Source organism: Neisseria sp., from assembly GCF_041804105.1.
Classification (GTDB): domain Bacteria; phylum Pseudomonadota; class Gammaproteobacteria; order Burkholderiales; family Neisseriaceae; genus Neisseria.
Genome location: NZ_JBHCJY010000018.1, coordinates 81,797 through 99,940 on the forward strand (window position 1 = coordinate 81,797; position 18,144 = coordinate 99,940).

Sequence of the window (18,144 nt, forward strand, 5' to 3'; positions counted from 1 at the left end):
GCCTTTGAACAACATTGGTTTTTTATGGCTGGGCTTCTGGGTTCCCGCCTGTTCGGGCATGACGGAAAATGTAAAAACAACGCAGTATTCAAATAAACCCTTTGTTTTAAAATGATTTTTATCCTGTGCAGAAATCACAGCAAATCCGGCATGCTGTCCATGCCGCCGCAACAAAGGCCGTCTGAAACATTTTCAGACGGCCTTTGCAGCAGTGCCTTTACAGCAAAGCGCGGATGTCCGCTTCGATTTCAGACGGCGTAACGCTCGGTGCAAAACGTTCCACCACATCGCCGTTGCGGTTGACGAGAAACTTGGTGAAATTCCATTTGATGTCGCTGCCCTCGCGCTTTTCGCCCAACGAAGCCAATTTGAGCAGCAGGTCTTTGAACACATGATTGCCTTTGTCTTCGGGCTTTTGCGCTTTCAAATAAACATACAGCGGATGGGCACGGGCACCGTTCACGTCGATTTTGTCGAATATTTTGAACCGTGTGCCGAATTTCATCTGGCACACCTGCGCGATTTCGCCGCTGCTCTCCGGCGCCTGCTCGCGGAACTGGTTGCAGGGGAAGTCGAGAATTTCCAAGCCTTCTGCGGCATAGCGGTCGTAGAGTTGCTGCAATTCTTCGTATTGCGGGGTCAGGCCGCAGCGGGTGGCGGTGTTGACCACCAGCAGCACTTTGCCTTGGTAGCCGGCCAGGTCAACATCGTTGCCCTGCGCGTCTTTCATGGTGAAATCATAGATGCTCATGTCTGTATCCTTGTGATGTGGAAAACCGTTTGCCGAGTGTAAGGCCGTCTGAAAACGGATTCAAGGTTGTTTCAGACGGCCTGCGGCCGAACGCGGCAATAAAAAACACCGTTTCTGCAAACGGTGTTCTTATCGCACAAATTATTTGCGCAGACCCAAGCGGGTGATCAGGTTGCGGTAAGTATCGGGCTGGGTGCGGCGCAGATAGGCCAACAGACGGCGGCGCTGGCTGACCATTTTCAGCAAACCGCGGCGGCTGTGGTGGTCTTTCGCGTTGGCTTTGAAGTGGGGGGTCAGGTCGTTGATGCGGAAAGTCAACAGTGCGATTTGCACTTCTGAAGAACCGGTATCGCCTTCTTTACGTTGGAAATCTTTTACGATTTGTGCTTTTTGTTCTACGGTCAATGCCATGATGGATAACTCCGAAAATAAATGAACCTTGCGGTTCGGACAAGTTTGCCAAGCCGTAACCTGTGCAAACTCCTGAGCGCCTGAAACGACAGGCGGGCGCAATTATAACGCAAACGTGCGGAATATGCACGTTTATCGCCCGATTTCCCGCAACGCGCCGATGTTCCCGTTTTGCCGACGGCAACCGGAAATCGGATGCCGCGTTTTGAAAACGTATTATGATGCGAACAGAAACAAGGAATGCCGTATTCAAGCCGTTTTAAAACGTCAACAGGCCGTCTGAAAAGTTTTCAGACGGCCTGTCTTGCTATGCGGCGGTACGGCAGGATACTGCGGATTCAACCGAAACGGAAACCGCCGACAATCAAACCGCCCATTCCCGGATACGCTGTTCGATTTTGGCGGCACTCAAACCCAAATCGTCGAGCAGGCGTTCGGCATCGCCGTGTTCGGTAACGGTATCGGCAACGCCGAGTACCAAAACGGGTTTGCAGATTCTGTGTTTCGCCAACACTTCCAAAACCGCGCTGCCCGCGCCGCCCTGTTCGGCGTTTTCTTCAACGGTAACGAGATAATCGTGGCTTGCGGCCAACCGGAGAATCAGCTCTTCGTCGATGGGTTTGACAAAACGCATATCGGCCACAGTCAAATCGAGCGCACCGGCTGCCTGCAAAGCGGGCTGAACCATGCTGCCGAAGGCGAATACGGCGGTTCTGCTTCCCTGCCTGCGTACCAAACCTTTGCCGACGGGTACGGTATCCAGGCCGTCTGAAACGGTTGCGCCGATACCGGAACCGCGCGGATAGCGGACGGCCGAGGGACAGTCGAGCGCGTAACAGGAAGACAGCAGCAGACGGCATTCGTTTTCGTCGCTGGGAACGGCGATGACCATATTGGGAATGCAGCGCAGGAAGCTCAAATCGTACAGCCCCGCATGGGTGGGGCCGTCTGCACCGACGATGCCCGCACGGTCAACCGCAAACAAAACGGGCAGGTTTTGCAGGGCGACGTCGTGCACAAGCTGGTCATACGCCCGCTGCAAAAAAGTGGAATAAATGGCGACAACGGGTTTCATGCCTTCGCAGGCCAAACCTGCGGCAAAAGTTACCGCATGCTGCTCGGCAATGCCGACATCGAAATAGCGTTCGGGAAAACGCTGTTCGTATTCGACCAAACCGCTGCCTTCGCGCATGGCCGGCGTAATGGCGGCGAGACGTTTGTCGGCAGCGGCCTGGTCGCACAGCCATCTGCCGAAAATCTGGGTATAAGTGGGACGGACGGCGGGCTTGGCGGCAGGAACGCTGTCTTTGCTGTCTTTATCAAGATGGGCAACGGCATGGTATTTCACGGGATCGTTTTCCGCGAGTTTGTAACCCTGCCCTTTTTTGGTGATAACGTGCAGAAGCTGCGGCCCTTTGCGGCTGCGCAAATCTTCCAATACTTCAACCAGTTGTGAAACATTGTGGCCGTCGACGGGGCCTGTGTAGCGGAAACCGAAATTCTCAAACAGCGACAGCGACTGCTTGGCATGTTCCGCTTCCTGAGCGATGGTTTTGATTTTGTGTTCAACTTTCTGCGCAATCCCCAACGCGCCGGGAACGATATGGAGCACTTTCTCCGACTGCTGCTTAAACGTATGCAGAACGCCGCGCATATCACGCACCACATTGCTCGCCAGATATTTCGGCAGCGCGCCCACATTGGGGGAAATCGACATTTCGTTGTCGTTGAGAATCACGAGCAGGTCGATGTCCATATCGCCCGCACAGTTCAACGCCTCGAAAGCCTGACCCGCAGTCATCGCGCCGTCGCCGATAATCGCCACGCTGCGTCCGGCACGCCCCGACAGTTTGTCTGCCACCGCCATGCCCAGAGCCGCCCCGATGGATGTGGACGAATGTCCCACCCCGAAAGCATCGTAAGCCGACTCGCCGCGCTTGGGGAAACCTGCCAAACCGCCGTATTTGCGCATCGTATCCATGCGGCTGCGGCGGCCGGTCAGGATTTTATGCGGATAACTCTGATGGCCGACATCCCACACCAAATGATCTTCGGGCGTGTTATAAACGTAATGCAGCGCCACCGTCAGCTCGACCGCACCGAGATTGCTGGCGAAATGGCCGCCGGTTTTGCCCACCGTTTCCAGCAGGAACGCGCGCAGCTCCTCAGCCACCTGCGGCAGCTTGTCTTTGTCCAAATTACGCAAATCCTGAGGCAGCGTAACAGTGTCGAGTAAAGGGGTTTGGCTCATGGTGTTCTTATCGGGAAATTGCAGCAGCCGATTATAGCAAGACTTGCCGCCGAACCGCACTTTTTAAAAATATCGGCCACACGGCACAACTGAGCTTTGCCAAAAAGCCCGCAAGCTGTATAATCCCGCTTCCTAATCCATCAGCCTGCGGACGTGGCGAAATTGGTAGACGCACCAGATTTAGGTTCTGGCGCCGAGAGGTGTGAGAGTTCGAGTCTCTCCGTCCGCACCATAATCAAAAAAACAGCCTTTTTCAGGCTGTTTTTTTACGCCTGTACATCTCCCTATATCCTATCCGAGCGGACATACAACCTGATTTCCAACCTGTTCTTAACCTCACCCGCTTTTTCAGACGGCCTGCCGTTCGGCCGCCGGCTGACAAGCCGGGCTTGTCCGCTGTTGCCTTACCGGAATCAGGCCGTCTGAAAACGGGTATAATCGGCGGCCTGCCGATTTGGTTTTTGAGGACAACGCAAATGCACGACGAACAAGCTCTGGTGATTTTTTCCGGCGGACAGGATTCCACCACCTGCCTGATTCAGGCCGTCCGGCAATACGGGCGCGGCAACGTGCAGGCCGTTACCTTCCGATACGGCCAGCGTCATGACATCGAATTGGAATGCGCCCGCCGCATCGCCGCCGATTGGGGCGTACGGCAGACGGTGTTGGATTTGAGCGTGATGAAGCAGGTAACGCACAATGCGCTGATGGACGAAGGCGCGGAAATTCAGACGGCCTCAAACGGCGTGCCGAATACTTTTGTCGACGGCCGCAACGCGCTCTTTCTGCTCTACGCCGCGATATACGCCAAAAGCCAAAATATCCGCCACATCATCACGGGCGTGTGCGAAACCGATTTTTCCGGCTATCCCGACTGCCGCGACGTGTTCGTCAAATCGATGAACGTTACCCTCAATCTGGCGATGGATTACGCTTTCCAAATCCACACTCCGCTGATGTACCTGACCAAAGCGCAAACGTGGGCGTTGGCCGACGAAATGGGCTGTCTTGACTACATCCGCGAACATACCCACACCTGCTACAACGGCACGGCAGGCGGCTGCGGCGAATGCCCGAGCTGCGTGTTGCGCGAAAAGGGGTTGGCGGAATATCTGGCGGAAAAGGCCGTCTGAAAACCTATCGGCGCGATGCGGCGGCGTTGTGTACGGTTACACCGCTTGGAACGGCTAACCGTACCTGCGGCAAACCGGCCTTACTTTCAGAAACAGACCGACACCCCATCGTCATTCCCGCGCAGCAGGAATCCGGAACCGATATTCACAAGCCCAGGAATCAAAAAGAGAGCGTAAGTCCTCAGTCCGGATTTCCGTCCGCGCGGGAATGACGGTTGCGAACGGCACCGCACCAATCCGTACACCGCGTGCAAACACGGCTTTCAAGTCTATCCGCCGCAATCCGCCGCCTTCAACCGAACCGTTTTTATTCAGGCGGCCTGAACGCCAAACCATGCCGTCTGAAAACCCACAGCGAACCCATCCATGAAAATCACCAAAATCTTCACATTCGATTCCGCCCATCTTTTGGACGGACACGACGGCAAATGCCAAAACCTGCACGGCCACACTTACAGGCTCGAAGTCACCGTTTCAGACGGCCTCATCTGCGGCGGCGCGAAAGACGGCATGGTGATGGATTTCGCCGACCTGCAAGCCCTTGTCAAACGCGAAATCATTGCCCCGTTCGATCATGCCTTCATCTACCACGGCGCAAATGCGCGCGAAAGCCAAATCGCCGCGCTGCTCGAAAGCTGGAACATGAAAACCCTGCGTCTGAACGTGCGCACCACCGCCGAAAACATGGCGGCGGAAATGTACGGCCGTCTGAAAACCGCAGGGCTGCCCGTGTGCAGCGTCAAATTGTGGGAAACACCGACCTCGTGCGCCGAATACGGGGGAGAAGATGACTGAAATCCGCCCCGAAAACCCGCAATACCGCATTGTCGAAATCTTCGAGAGCCTTCAGGGAGAAGGCCGCAACACCGGCATGCCCGCCGTGTTCATCCGTTTGGGCAAATGCAATCTGGCGTGCAGCTGGTGCGACACCGACTACCTCACATTCGACATGATGGGCCTTGCCGACATCATGGGCCGTCTGAAAAAATACGCCGCCCGCAACATCATCATCACGGGCGGCGAACCGACCATCCAGCCGCATCTGGAAATCCTGCTCGACGCATTGAAAAACCAAGGCTATTTTTTGTGCATGGAAACCAACGGCCTCAATCCCGCGCCGCCGCAGATAGATTTCGTTTCCGCCAGCCCGAAAGCCTGCTATGCCGCCAAGTATGAAAAACAGTGCATTCAGACGGCCTCGGAAGTGCGGATTGTCGCCGACGGCGACGTGCTTGATTTTGCAGAAAAAATGGAACGGAAAATCCGTGCGGAACATTACTATCTGTCGCCCTGCGAAACCGGCGGCGAAATGAATATTTACGACACCATCCGCCAAATCGGCGTATTGAACGGCCGCCCGAACAAACCCGTGCATTGGCAGTTGAGCGTGCAGACGCACAAATGGGCGGGGATTGAATAGGCCGTCTGAAAGCAGGTACGGACAAGCACGGTTCAATGCCGTCATTCCCGCGCAGACGGGAATCCAGATGCCGTAGGTACGGTTAGCCGCCCAAAGCGGCGTAACCGTACAAAACGCAACCGCATCGCACCAATCTGTTTTCAGACGGCCTTTGTATCGTTTGCTTGGGCACGGTTACACCGTTTCATGCAATGAAACCGTAGGTACGGTTAGCCGCCCCAGCGGCGTAACCGTACAAAACCCAACCGCTTCATACCAATCTGTTTTCAGACGGCCTTTGCCTCGTTTGCTTGGGTGCGGTTACGCCGTTTCGTACAATGAAACCGTAGGTACGGTTAGCCGCCCAAAGCGGCGTAACCGTACAAAACCCAACCGCTTCATACCAATCTGTTTTCAGACGGCCTTTGTCTCGTTTGCTTGGGTTCGGTTACGCCGTTTCGTACAATGAAACCGTAGGTACGGTTAGCCGCCTCAAGCGGCGTAACCGTACAAAACGCAACCGCTTCATACCGATATGTTTTCAGACGGCCTTTGTATCGTTTGTTTGAGTTCGGTTACGCCGTTTCGTACAATGAAACCGTAGGTACGGTTAGCCGCCTCAAGCGGCGTAACCGTACAAACCCAACCGCTTCATACCGATATGTTTTCAGACGGCCTTTGTCTCGTTTGCTTGGGTTCGGTTACGCCGTTTCGTACGGTTACGCCGCTTGAGGCGGCTAACCGTACCTACGGCATTTACGGACATCACGGCAATTCAGACGGCTTTTATCACAGCCGTAATCGGCGGATTATCCATCCGCGCACATCCGCTCAAACCGTCTTCACTTCGCCCTGCTCCGCCAATACTTTCCGCGCGGCTTCCACGCCCCAATACAGGGCTTCTTCAAACACCGAATAGCCGCTCAAATCACTGTGCGCAAACAGCAGGCCGTCTAAACGGTTTCTCAATTTTTCCAATACTTTATCCGACAGATAGCCCGCCTTTGGCACGGCCATGCCGTGGCCGCGCACGGTAATATCGACGTGCTCCACATACTGCCAGAAACGTTTGCCGTACACTTCGAGCAAATCTTGCGCCGCGATGTCGAGCAGTTGTTCGGGCTTGGCGGCAAGCAGCATACGGCGCACGTTTTGCGGCGTATCGTGGTCGAGCGCGGCATAGGCGGTAAACAGGGCTTTCTGCGGCACGCCGACGCGGATGAGCTGGTGGGCGGCATCAACGTAGCCCAAACCTTTGCCGCGGTAAACCACGCTGTCCCATGCAGGGTCGGCGGTTTCAGGCGGCAGCGGGTGCATCACGAAATTCGACACCAGCCACGGCGCGGATTCGGGCAGCCTGCCGAAACCGTATTGCGCGGGGTTGTCCACAACCCGCGCGGCCACGGCCAAGGGCATGGCGCAGATAACGTTTTCTGCCGTAACGGCAACGGCCTGCCCGCTGCCGTTATCGCGCAGCCACACTTCGAAGCCGTCTGAAACTTCGCGGATTTTCACGGCGGCGGCATCCAGCGCAACGGGGCGGCCGAACATCCATGCCGTTTCAGACGGCATTGCAGCCAAACTTTCCAGCCCGGCCAGTTGTCTCATGCCGTCCGACAGCCTGGCCAAGCCCTGCGGCCAAGTCAGCACGGTTTCGCCGTTGTCGCCGCGCGCGGCAAAGTAGTGCAGCCCTGCAAACGCGGAAACTTGGGCAATGCCCTGTCCGTAGTCGTCGCGGCAGCAGTAGTCGAGATACCAGCGCAGCGTTTCGGAGCGGTAGTTTTCCGCATCCAGCCATTGCGCGAAGGTCATGGTGTCGAGCCTGCGCCATTCGTTATCGTGCGACGATTCGGCAATCGGGATGGCAAACACTTTTTTGCCGTCCGCGCCGCGCAGGGTTTTCAGACGGCCTGTCAACGCGAAAAAACGGCGGCTGTCGGCATCTTCGCGCGGCAGCAGCGATTCCTGCCATTTGCCTTGGAACAGCAGACGCGATTCGGGCGCGTGCACCAAATCGGTTTCGTTATAAACGCCGTCTGAAAGCAGGATGCCCAAATCGCGCAGCAGTTCGCGCACATACACGCTCTCTTCCGACGGCAGCGCAAGATAATGCGCCCCCGTGGGCGCGGCCATTTCCTGAAAACGGTAGGCCGCATTGTTGCCGTTGCGCTCAAAACCTTCGGCCAACACAATGTTTTTACTGCCGTTTTTTACCAGATACCACAACGCGCCCAAACCCGCCGCACCGCTGCCGAGAATCAGCGTTTCGCAATGCGCCTTTCGTTGCGGCTCGCCGCCCGAAAAACCGTCGCGCACGGCGTGTCCACGCGGCAGCCCCGCCAGATTCACGCTGACGCCGGGGCGGCGGTTGAGGTAACGGTGGCCGAGATAGGAAACGGACGCGGCGGCGGCAAGCGTGGCGGAATAGGAAAGAAATTGGCGGCGGTTCATATCATGTGTTTGAAAATTATGGGGAATAATAACATCCGTGTCCGGATAACATGTTGCGGATACGGATGTATCGGATGGTGCGTTGACGACAATGGAGCGACGGTTTTCTCCGACTTCCGTCATGCCCGTGCAAACGTGAATCCGGCTTGGGTATTGACAAGTGTTTGCCTAAACAAAAGATACCGGATTGCAGACATAGATTCCCGTCGGTGCGGGAATGACGGTTGTAGACATTAACGCCAATCCGGACACAGCCCAATAAAATACTGGATTGCAGGTTCGGGCTCCCGCCTGCGCGGAAACAACGGAACTCAAAAAAATCAGCCAGACCATCTGTCTGACACCGAAAAACAGACAGGCCGTCTGAAAAACGGCGCTGCTTTTCAGACGGCCTGCCATCAGGCGCAGGCGCAAACTGCTTATGCCTTGCCCTGCACGCCCGCACCGCGCGGCTGCACCGTCCATTCGGTTTTTTCTGCGGCAAACGCCACCGTCAGGCTGCTGCGGGCGGCTTCCAGCGGCATGCCGCCGCACAGGAAAATATCGACGGCGGCAAAGCGGTGTTCCGGCCAAGTATGGATGCTGATGTGCGATTCGGCCAGGAGCAAAACGCCGGTTACGCCGCCCGCATCGCCGAAAATATGGAAACGGCCGTCCAAAACGGTTGCCCCCGCTGCTTCGGCGGCCTGCCGCAAAACGGTTTTCAGACGGCCTTCGTCGCGCAGCAGGCCGTCTGGACAGCCGTACAGATCCAACAGGCCGTGGCTGCCCGGACGGTAGGTCATTTGTGCCCTCCCGAACCGCCGCCGTAGTAATAGCCGCCGCCGCTGTGCGTACGCGTATTGCTCGAGCTGTCGCCGGCAAACAGGAAATAATTGCAGGCGGTAACCACAAAAATGATGATGCCGCACACAATCATATAGCTTTTTTCGTTCACCGCTCAATCCTCCTCGTCATCGGCGTTACCGCCCATCGACCACATCAGCCAACCGGCCATCGCCGTGAAAATCAAACCGTCGCTTCCGCCTTCCATAAACAGCGCAGGCAGGTTCAGCACGATCAGGACAACCAGCATCAAAACGCGTTTCGATTTGGGTACGGTTCCGCCCCCCGCCTGCGCCGCGTAATGCGGCATACCGGTTTCATCCAGTCCGAAAGCGGCGGCAATGTGCGCGGCGGATACCGGCATGCTTTTGCTCCACGCCATTTCGTTTGCGGAAATTTCTGCGCACAGTTTGCCGCTGCCCTGTTTGTAGTCGGTGTAATAGTTCAAATCGCCGCTTTTAACGCGCCAGTAAAACGCGCCTGCGGCCACGGCCACGACGCCGCCGTAATCGTAAAGTTTCGACAAACCCTGCGGCTGGCCGTTGCGGTCGAGCCGGGGCCAGGTTTCGAGCGTTTCCGACATGCTCCAGCCGTCTTCCGCCTCCACCAGCCACCTGAAGCCTTTCTGCGTGTTGTAAAGCAGGTATTCGTTCCAGCTTCCTTCGGGGGGCAGGTTGTGCGCCTTGCCGCCGTACATCGCGTCAAACGTTTCCTGCGCGTCGGTTTCGGCATAGCGCACCGCGCCGATAACGGTATATTCGATGCCGTTCAGACGGCCTGTTTTGCCGATGGGCAGCGTAAACAGCTCCGCCTGCCCGCTGCGCATGTCGTTGGCACGAATCAGATCCGCTTTGGCTTCGGAAACGTCCAATTCGCTTGCGCAGGCGGGACAGGTCAGCACATGGGTCAGGCCGCCCACCCAATGCACGGGCGAACCGCAGCTGGGGCAGTTTTCCGAAACGCGCTCGCCTTTCAGACGGCCTGCCGTTTCGCGGATTCGGTCGTCGCTGCGGGTGTTTTGCAGCCCCAGTTCGTCGAGTTTCACCATCCGCCCGTAAAACAGTTCCGGCGCGGCGGGGTCGGCATAATCCAGCGTAACGAACAGGTTTTCGCAACGCCAGTCGGCCACGCGGTTGCTCAGGCCGTCTGAAAGCGCAAACGGCAGCTCGCCTTCGGCCTGCGCCTGCGACAGCGTGATTTCGCGCACGTCCGACGCGGTAAAGCGTTTGCCCTGATAATCGAGCGTACTGTACCCCGCACGGATGTCGTGGAATGCGGGCGTTTCAGACGGCGGTTCGCCCGAACGCGTCATCACATACAGATCGCCCGCTTCCGAAAGCCAGCCCGTTCCGCCATCGTCGAACAGCGCATACCACTCGTTCCAAGCCCCCGCGTCGTATTTCACCTGCAAACGTCCGGCCAGCGTAAAACCCGTTCCGGCAAACCGCCCGACCGTACCGGTTTGCAGCGGACTGAAATCTTCCAGCAGCGCAGAATCGCGGCCGGTATCGCGGATGCCTTCGTCGTGCCGCACCAGCATGCTGTGGCAGTGGCCGCACACCAGCGTTACGGCGGTGGCCGAATGCGCTTCGACGGGCGCACCGCAGCTCGGGCAGTCGGTTTTGAAAAAAGGTTCGGTCATGATTGTGTCTTTGATTGATTTTGGGGTTCGGACGGCCTGTATTGCCGCTTATTATGCGGAACCGTCCGTATCCGCCCCCATTGCCTGTGTTTTGCGCCATGCGCTGAAACGCTTTTCAGACGGCCTGTCTGACTATGTGCGGATACGTTTTTTGCCCGAAGCGGCGAAAACGTACGCAACGGCTTGGAATACACGAAAGGCCGTCTGAAAATTGCAATCTTCTGTACGGTTACGCCGCTTCGGGCGGCTAACCGTACCTACCGCCTACCCGATTAACTGCTTCAATACTTCGGCTTTGGCGTTGTCGTAATCCGCTTGGGAAATCAAACCGTTGTCGAGCAGGGTTTTGAGTTTGGCGAGTTTTGCCTGCGGGTCTTCGGCGGGGGAGGCCGTCTGAACGGGCGCGGTTTGGCCGGTTTGCGGTTGGTCCATGCCTGCCATCGCGCCGGCCATGGCCTGTCCGATGCCTGCGCCTACGCCCAAACCTGCGCCGATGCCGGCCAACCCGCCTTCGTTTTGGGCGGCGAGCGGAATGGCTTCGGCGGTTTGGTATTGGGTGTATTTGCCCATGTCGCCGATGATGCCCATGGAGATTTTTTTGTCGAGCGCTTTTTGGATGGCTTCGGGCAGGGTGATGCTTTCGACGGTGAAGTTTTCAAGCGTCAGGCCGAGTTTGGCGAATTCGGCGGCCAGCAGTTCGGCCACTTTCTGCGACAGCAGTACTTGGTTGGCGGCCATGTCGAGGAAGGGTACGCCGGAATTGCCGAAGGCGGCGGCAAGCTGAGTCATGACGATGTTGCGCAACTGGGCTTCGAGCTGTTCGCCGGTATAGCTTTCCACTACGCCGCTGACTTCTTTGAAAAACACGGCGGGGTCGGTGATTTTGTAGGCGTACATGCCGAACGAGCGCAACTGCACCGCGCCGAATTCGGCGTCGCGCACGGTAACGGGCTGGGCGGTGCCCCATTTGCGGGCGAGCTGCTGTTTGGTGTTGAAGAAGTAAACGTCGGATTTGAACGGGGATTGGAAGAGTTTGTCCCAGTTTTTCAGGTTGGTGAGCAGCGGCAGGGTTTGCGTATTGAGCGTATGGCGGCCTGCGCCGAACACGTCGGCGGTAACGCCTTCATCGACAAACATCGCCATCTGCGCTTCGCGCACGGTCAGGCTGGCACCGTTTTGGATTTCCTGGTCGGCCACGGGAAAACGCCACACCAGCGTTTTTTCGTCGGGGCTTTCCCATTGGATGACGTCGATAAACTGCTTCTTGATAAAGTCCAATACCATGGTGGTTTCCTTTGTGTTGTAGGGCGGGCGCGGCCCGCCGGTTGGAAAGATTCGGATGGGTTTTCAGACGGCCTCATCCGCCGCACGGGGTATTGTCGCGGCGGATGATGCGGATAACGGGCAAAACGCCGTCCGGATTCCTGTCCTGCGTCAAGCCAGACAAGCCGCGTTCAGCAAACCGATGCCGAGCGAAATCGCGCAGAAAAACGCGCCGACGGCCACATTGTTGTTCACAAGCTCTTCATCCGCGCCCTTAACGATGCGGGTGGCGGCAAAGTACACCAGAATCTGAATCGCCCCCGCCGCAATGCTCCACAGGATAAAGTCGAAAAAACCGACGCTGTGGGCGATGCTCGATGTGAGCGCGATGCAGAATCCCGCCAGCGCGCCGCCGAACGACAAGGCGCAGGCCAGATTGCCGTTTTTGATCAGACGGATTTCCTCGGCAGGCGTGATGCGCAGGTAAACCGCGCCGAAGGCGGCAGTCATGGCGATGCCGCCCAGCATGTATTGCAGGTAGCCGAAATATTGCGAAAGAGAGATGCTCACGGTGCGATTCCTTTTCAAATTGATATATTTAGGGGGATTATGCCACAGTTTGAACAGGCATGCGGCAATCGGGAAAATACACGAAGGCCGTCTGAAAACCATTTTTCAGACGGCCTTAAAATTTCGCCCGCAAAAGCAAATCAGGTTTTGCAAACCTTTGCGGAAAAGGGCGTTTTCCGGATACGCCGCCGGCACTCGGTCTGCATTCCCGTCATTCCCTGCGCATTGGTTTTCAGACGGCGGGCGTCATTCGAACCATTTGCCGTAAATCGGGCGGCCGAAATGCGCCAGCACGGCAATCATGCACACTTCGATGGATACCGACCAATAAATATGGCCTAAAAATTCGCTGAAATGTTCGGCAAAATTCAGATTCCACAACCAACCCGTCGCGCCGTCGGCGTATTTGGGATTGCGGAAACCGAACATCGGAATCAGCAGCCCGTGCATCACCAGCGTGATGATGATTCCGTACAGTGCGCCGTACCACAGCCGCATTTTCGACCAGTAAACCGAGCCGACCACATATACAAACGCAAACACAAAGCTGAACAGCCAGTGGTACAGCGTAACCGCCCCCAATACATGCACGCCCTGGTAAGTGTAGTCCAACGAATGCTGGTTGATGCCCGCCCAGCCGAGCCATGCGTCGATGTTCGCCCCCGGCGGCGAAATTTCGCCGGGCATACGCGGCGGGGTGTTGACTTCCGAACCCCATTTCACCAACGAGCTGATAAAACCGCCGACCAAAGTCGTCCAAAGAATGATTTTACGGTTGGTCGGGTTTTGATAATCCATGGCACTACTCCTTTCATATGCCGCAGCGGCAGAGTCAGACAGAGCCGATATTCTAACCAAACGGCACAAAAACCATGCGGGCATCTGCCTTGTAGGCTGATGTAACATGACCAAAATCAAAAACCGTACGGTTTGATGCCCGAACGGCAGGCCGGCTTGACACAACCCAAGCTGCGGCAAAAGAAAACGGAGGCCGTCTGAACACCGCCTGCGGCCAGAAAAACCTTTTATCCGAATATCTGCTTTTCAGACGGCGTCCGACCCTGCACAAGGCTTCGCCCGACGGCCCGCCGTATCGCAAAACCGCAACCGTTTTCCCATCAATACGGACAGCAAAAGGCCGTCTGAAAAAACCTTTTCAGACGGCCTGTCCGCATCACCGAATCCGCACGGCAAACCTATCTTCTCCGCCGCGAACCAGGCAACGCCATATCCGCCCATTTCATGATATTGGCCACTTCGGCGGGGTTCAGCTCGTAAAACTGGCCGCGTTTGAGGCGGTTGGGCAGACCGATGGGACCGAACGCCGTGCGCACCAAACGGCTTACGGTCAGGCCGAAATGCTCGAAAATGCGGCGTACTTCGCGGTTGCGGCCTTCTTTAATCACCACGCTGTACCACTTGTTCGCACCTTCGCCGCCCTGCTCGCGAATCCGCTCCGCCTTGGCCAAACCGTCTTCCAACATCACGCCTTCTTCGGTCAGTTGGCGCATCTGCTCGGTGGTCATCTCGCCCAACACGCGCACCGCGTATTCGCGTTCCACTTCAAAACTCGGATGGGCAAAACGGTTTACCAGCTCGCCCGACGTGGTCAGAATCAGCAGGCCGCTGGTGTTGATGTCCAAACGCCCGATGGCCACCCAGCGGCTGCTGGCCGCCTGCGGCAGACGGTCGAAAATGCTCACACGCCCCTGCGGATCGTCGCGCGACACGATTTCGCCTTCCTGCTTGTAATACAGGATGATGCGCGGCAGGCGGTCGGGCCATTTCAACTTGATGACGCTGCCTTTCACCAAAACCTGATCGTCGGGCGACACCTTGTCGCCCAGCCCCGCCGTGCGGCCGTTAACCGTTACCCAGCCTTCGGCGATCCACTCTTCCATCTCGCGGCGCGAACCCACGCCCGATGCGGCCAAGGCTTTTTGCAGGCGCACCGGCTCGAAGCTCGACAAATCGGTGCGCTTCTCTTTCAAATCGCGCGCGCGCTCCATGATTTTCTGGTTGGGATTGCGCACCGCCAGCTTTTTGGCCTGCGTGGTGCGGGTTTTCGGTACGGACGCTTTGGCGGCCCTGCCTTCGTCGGGTTTTGCGGCACGGCCGCCCTGCTTCGGCTTGGGGCCGTCTGAAACTTTTTCGGGATGCGGCTTCCGGCCTTTGGCAAACGGCTTGGCCTGAGATTTGGGTTTGGCGGACACGCCGTCGCGGTATTCGCGCTTGCTGACGGTTTTCTTCGACATTTCTGGTTCTCCTAACGCGTTTTGCGGAAACGGCAAAACGGTTCTTCTGCGGCGGAGGCGGCAGGACGGGTTGACGGGGCGGTTGCAGGCCGTCTGAAAACCCTTCCGCACGCGTACACGCCGTGCGCAAACGGATACGGGTTTGCGGCGGAATGCCGCCGCAACGGTCTGCGGCTGCGATTTTACGCTGTTTCGACCCGCTCCGCGTGATTTTTTCAGACGGCCTCCAACCGTTTTTCCGCACCGTTCCGCCACTTCCGAAATAATCGGTTTGCGGTACAATACAGGCCGTCTGAAACATCCGTATTTTTTCCAACCCTTTCACAGGACAACACAAATGAAAAAAATCTTAACAGCGGTATTAGCGGCATTCACCCTCGGCGCATGCGCGGCCGACAGCGGTTTCGGCGGCTTGGGCACAACGTCTTCCCAAGGCGGTTTCAGCGCGGGCAGCATCGTGAAAATGGCAGTGGAAAACCAATGCCGCAACGAGCTGGGCAAACGCAAAGAATGGCGTTTGATTGCGCTGGCGATGTCGGCGGAAAAACAGGAAGAATGGGAACGGAAAATCTGCGGCTGCGCGGCGGAAGAAGCGCCCAACCAACTTTCCGCCGCCGACCTGTCGCAGATATTCAGCGAAAGCGGCCGCATGCGCATCGCCACCGAAGTTACCGCCAAAACGGTTACCGCCTGCGTGAAACGGCTCTACCGCTGACGGTTTCAGACGGCCTTTGCCGCACGCAAAGGCCGTCTGAAATTTCCGGCAAACGTTTCCGGCGGCTGCGCCGTACCTGCCGCCTTTCCGAATCGGGAAAAACCGTCAACCACGGCCGTCCGCTTTTTCAGACGGCCTCATCCGACAAACGGTTCGGCACGCATGATTTTCCCGCTTTTTTTACAGGCAGGCCGTCTGAAATTCCTTTAAAATCCCGTATCCCCTACTTCCAAAGCGTTCCATCATGAAATACATCAGCACCCGCGGCCAGACCGCGCCCAAAACCTTCAGCGAAGTCCTGCTTATGGGGCTTGCCCCCGACGGCGGCCTGATGCTGCCGGAAAGCTATCCGCAAATCGATGCCGCCACCCTGCAAAAATGGCGCGGTCTGAGCTATCCCGAGCTGGCGTTCGAAATCATGCGCCTGTTCGCCACCGACATTCCCGAAAACGATTTGCGCGGCATCGTCAACCGCACCTACACCGCCGAAACGTTCGGCACGGCGGAAATCACGCCCGTGCGCACGTTGGCCGACGGCATCAAAATCCAGGCGCTGTCCAACGGCCCGACGCTGGCGTTTAAAGACATGGCGATGCAGTTTCTCGGCAATGCGTTTGAATATGTGCTGAAAAAAGAAGGCAAAACGCTGAACATCATCGGCGCCACCAGCGGCGATACGGGTTCGGCGGCCGAATACGCCCTGCGCGGCAAAGAAGGCGTAAACGTGTTCATGATGTCGCCCGAAGGCAAAATGAGCAGCTTCCAGCGCGCGCAGATGTACAGCCTGCAAGACGAAAACATCCACAACATCGCCGTGGCCGGTATGTTCGACGATTGTCAGGATATTGTGAAAGCGGTGCAGAACGATGCCGGATTCAAAGAAAAATACAGCATCGGCACGGTCAACTCGATTAACTGGGGGCGCGTGCTGGCGCAGGTGGTTTACTACTTCGCAGGCTATTTCAAGGCCACGCAGGGCAACGGCGAACAAGTCAGCTTCTGCGTGCCCAGCGGCAATTTCGGCAACGTGTGCGCGGGCCACATCGCCAAACAGATGGGTCTGCCGGTTCGCCGCTTAATCGTGGCCACCAACGAAAATGACGTACTCGACCAGTTTTTCCAAACCGGCGAATACCGCCCGCGCGACGCTGCGCACACTTATGTTACCTCCAGCCCGTCGATGGATATTTCCAAAGCCTCCAACTTCGAGCGTTTCGTGTTCGATTTGACGGGGCGCAACGCGGAAACGGTACGCAGCCTGTGGCAGCAGGTCAGCACGGGAGAAGGCTTCGACCTTGGCGCGAAACTCGACGAAATCCGCAACCGCTACGGCTTTGTTTCCGGCAAATCCACCCACGCCGACCGCCTCGCCACCATCAAATCGGTGTACGAAAGCGATAAGGAAATCATCGACCCGCACACCGCCGACGGCATCAAAACCGCCCGCGGCCTGCGCGAAGCCGGAGAAACCGTTGTCTGCCTCGAAACCGCGCTGGCCGTGAAATTCGAAGACACCATACACGAAGCGTTGGGCAGCATCGCCGTGCCGCGCCCCGCCAAACTCGAAGGCTTGGAAAACCTGCCGCAGCGTGTGCAAAACGTGCCGAACAATGCCGAAACAGTGAAAAACATTATCCGCAACGCGTTGGATAAATAAGCCCGAATACATCCCGAAAACGGTATTGCAAAACAAAAAGGCCGTCTGAAAATGTTTTCAGACGGCCTGTGTTCGGTTAACAACCGCAGCTATGCTTTAGAATTTGGCGCGGATACCCACGGAAGCTTCGTGGCTGTTGATTTTCACACCGTCAAATTTGCCCCAGTGGTTGTAGCGGTAGCCCGCATCCAATGTGATTTTGTCGGTAAGGTCAAAACCTACACCGGCCAACGCGCCGATACCTGTTTTGGTTTTGCGGTACGAACCGGAGAAGCTGCCGTTCGGATTGGTTTCACTGACGTCTTGGGATACTCGGTTGATGCCCAAACGCGCACCGACATAAGGTTTGATTCTTTCGTGTACGGGGAAATCATACACGGCGGAAACACCGACGCTTTGGAATTTGACTTTCTCGCTTACCTGCTCGTCAGCATCGCGGTAGGACGCTTTAAACGGTTTGTAGTGAGTGTAATCCACGCCCGCGCGGATATTGTTGCCGAAATCGTAACCCACGGTTACGCGGGGGCTGAATCCGCTTTTTGAAAGCGAACCGCCTTCGTCGCCTTTCAGCTTCACGCGTGCGGCACCGACGTCGCCCTGTACGTAAACACCGGTATCGGCAAAAGCGGAAGCGGACAATGCCAATACTGCTGCGGCCAAAATATGTTTCATCATTTCAATCTCCAATCGTTAAGGATTTTCGGGAAAAATCTAACCTAAACTGCCGTTTGATTATAGATGCCTGCGGCATGACGGGCAACCATATTAAATAAATACATGTCCGATACATACCCGATGCTGACGTTAAAACAACAATTCCG

At 56.7% G+C, this 18,144-nt stretch carries 18 protein-coding genes and 1 tRNA gene; 7 read left to right on the top strand and 12 right to left on the bottom strand.

All coding sequences use genetic code 11. The features are described from left to right. Positions 1-217 precede the first annotated feature (217 nt). From ACEYDX_RS01585 to dxs, 3 genes are all read right to left on the bottom strand, one after another. Complete coding sequence (locus ACEYDX_RS01585) at positions 218-751, bottom strand: glutathione peroxidase (protein ID WP_373740283.1); 534 nt, start codon at positions 749-751, stop codon at positions 218-220. A gap of 141 nt (positions 752-892) precedes the next feature. Continuing rightward, on the bottom strand, positions 893-1,162 hold the full coding sequence (gene rpsO, locus ACEYDX_RS01590) for a 30S ribosomal protein S15 (RefSeq protein ID WP_373740284.1): 270 nt from the start codon (positions 1,160-1,162) through the stop codon (positions 893-895). A 364-nt stretch (positions 1,163-1,526) separates the two neighbouring features. Continuing rightward, on the bottom strand, positions 1,527-3,413 hold the full coding sequence (gene dxs / locus ACEYDX_RS01595) for a 1-deoxy-D-xylulose-5-phosphate synthase (protein WP_373740285.1): 1,887 nt from the start codon (positions 3,411-3,413) through the stop codon (positions 1,527-1,529). A 147-nt stretch (positions 3,414-3,560) separates the two neighbouring features. Between dxs and ACEYDX_RS01600 the strand changes: the two genes are divergently transcribed. The 4 genes from ACEYDX_RS01600 (at position 3,561) to ACEYDX_RS01615 (ending at position 5,966) form a co-directional block, all read left to right on the top strand. After that, positions 3,561-3,645 (top strand) — tRNA-Leu (locus tag ACEYDX_RS01600). Positions 3,646-3,889: 244 nt separating this feature from the next. Continuing rightward, a complete protein-coding gene (gene queC / locus ACEYDX_RS01605; protein ID WP_373740286.1) occupies positions 3,890-4,546 on the top strand; it encodes a 7-cyano-7-deazaguanine synthase QueC in 657 nt (218 codons plus the stop codon). A 366-nt stretch (positions 4,547-4,912) separates the two neighbouring features. Beyond that, a complete protein-coding gene (gene queD, locus ACEYDX_RS01610) occupies positions 4,913-5,341 on the top strand; it encodes a 6-carboxytetrahydropterin synthase QueD (RefSeq protein ID WP_373740287.1) in 429 nt (142 codons plus the stop codon). Beyond that, a complete protein-coding gene (locus tag ACEYDX_RS01615) occupies positions 5,334-5,966 on the top strand; it encodes a 7-carboxy-7-deazaguanine synthase QueE (protein ID WP_373740288.1) in 633 nt (210 codons plus the stop codon). The genes queD and ACEYDX_RS01615 overlap by 8 nt, the downstream gene beginning before the upstream one ends. Before the next feature lie 810 nt (positions 5,967-6,776). Here ACEYDX_RS01615 and ACEYDX_RS01620 read toward each other — a convergent pair. From ACEYDX_RS01620 to ACEYDX_RS01635, 4 genes are all read right to left on the bottom strand, one after another. After that, positions 6,777-8,396 (bottom strand): FAD-dependent oxidoreductase, encoded by a 1,620-nt coding sequence (locus tag ACEYDX_RS01620; protein ID WP_373740289.1) that lies wholly within the window; start codon positions 8,394-8,396, stop codon positions 6,777-6,779. A 419-nt stretch (positions 8,397-8,815) separates the two neighbouring features. Then, the gene (gene speD / locus ACEYDX_RS01625; protein ID WP_373740290.1) at positions 8,816-9,181 is read right to left on the bottom strand and encodes an adenosylmethionine decarboxylase; all 366 of its coding nucleotides are present in this window, start codon (positions 9,179-9,181) and stop codon (positions 8,816-8,818) included. Next, positions 9,178-9,333, bottom strand: coding sequence for a hypothetical protein (locus ACEYDX_RS01630; RefSeq protein ID WP_373740291.1), 156 nt, complete (start codon positions 9,331-9,333; stop codon positions 9,178-9,180). The genes speD and ACEYDX_RS01630 overlap by 4 nt, the downstream gene beginning before the upstream one ends. Positions 9,334-9,336: 3 nt before the next feature. Then, positions 9,337-10,863 carry a DUF4178 domain-containing protein gene (locus tag ACEYDX_RS01635; protein WP_373740292.1) on the bottom strand — a complete coding sequence of 509 codons (1,527 nt, stop codon included), beginning with the start codon at positions 10,861-10,863 and terminating at the stop codon, positions 9,337-9,339. On the opposite strand from ACEYDX_RS01635, the gene ACEYDX_RS01640 reads away from it, so the two are divergent. After that, entirely contained in the window at positions 10,862-11,071 is a 210-nt protein-coding gene (locus tag ACEYDX_RS01640) for a hypothetical protein (RefSeq protein WP_373740293.1), read from the top strand. The two genes, ACEYDX_RS01635 and ACEYDX_RS01640, sit on opposite strands and share 2 nt — an antisense overlap. Before the next feature lie 56 nt (positions 11,072-11,127). On the opposite strand, the gene ACEYDX_RS01645 is transcribed toward ACEYDX_RS01640, so the two are convergent. From ACEYDX_RS01645 to ACEYDX_RS01660, 4 genes are all read right to left on the bottom strand, one after another. Beyond that, complete coding sequence (locus ACEYDX_RS01645; RefSeq protein ID WP_373740294.1) at positions 11,128-12,147, bottom strand: SPFH domain-containing protein; 1,020 nt, start codon at positions 12,145-12,147, stop codon at positions 11,128-11,130. Positions 12,148-12,297: 150 nt separating this feature from the next. Then, complete coding sequence (locus ACEYDX_RS01650; protein ID WP_373740295.1) at positions 12,298-12,696, bottom strand: DUF350 domain-containing protein; 399 nt, start codon at positions 12,694-12,696, stop codon at positions 12,298-12,300. A 246-nt stretch (positions 12,697-12,942) separates the two neighbouring features. Then, complete coding sequence (locus ACEYDX_RS01655) at positions 12,943-13,494, bottom strand: YagU family protein (RefSeq protein WP_373740296.1); 552 nt, start codon at positions 13,492-13,494, stop codon at positions 12,943-12,945. 398 nt (positions 13,495-13,892) lie between these two features. Continuing rightward, entirely contained in the window at positions 13,893-14,951 is a 1,059-nt protein-coding gene (locus ACEYDX_RS01660; RefSeq protein ID WP_373740297.1) for a pseudouridine synthase, read from the bottom strand. Positions 14,952-15,288: 337 nt separating this feature from the next. On the opposite strand from ACEYDX_RS01660, the gene ACEYDX_RS01665 reads away from it, so the two are divergent. Further along, complete coding sequence (locus ACEYDX_RS01665; RefSeq protein ID WP_373740298.1) at positions 15,289-15,666, top strand: hypothetical protein; 378 nt, start codon at positions 15,289-15,291, stop codon at positions 15,664-15,666. A 244-nt stretch (positions 15,667-15,910) separates the two neighbouring features. Beyond that, complete coding sequence (gene thrC, locus ACEYDX_RS01670; protein ID WP_373740299.1) at positions 15,911-17,323, top strand: threonine synthase; 1,413 nt, start codon at positions 15,911-15,913, stop codon at positions 17,321-17,323. A 96-nt stretch (positions 17,324-17,419) separates the two neighbouring features. On the opposite strand, the gene ACEYDX_RS01675 is transcribed toward thrC, so the two are convergent. After that, the gene (locus tag ACEYDX_RS01675) at positions 17,420-17,998 is read right to left on the bottom strand and encodes an opacity family porin (RefSeq protein WP_373740300.1); all 579 of its coding nucleotides are present in this window, start codon (positions 17,996-17,998) and stop codon (positions 17,420-17,422) included. Between the last annotated feature and the right edge of the window lie 146 nt (positions 17,999-18,144).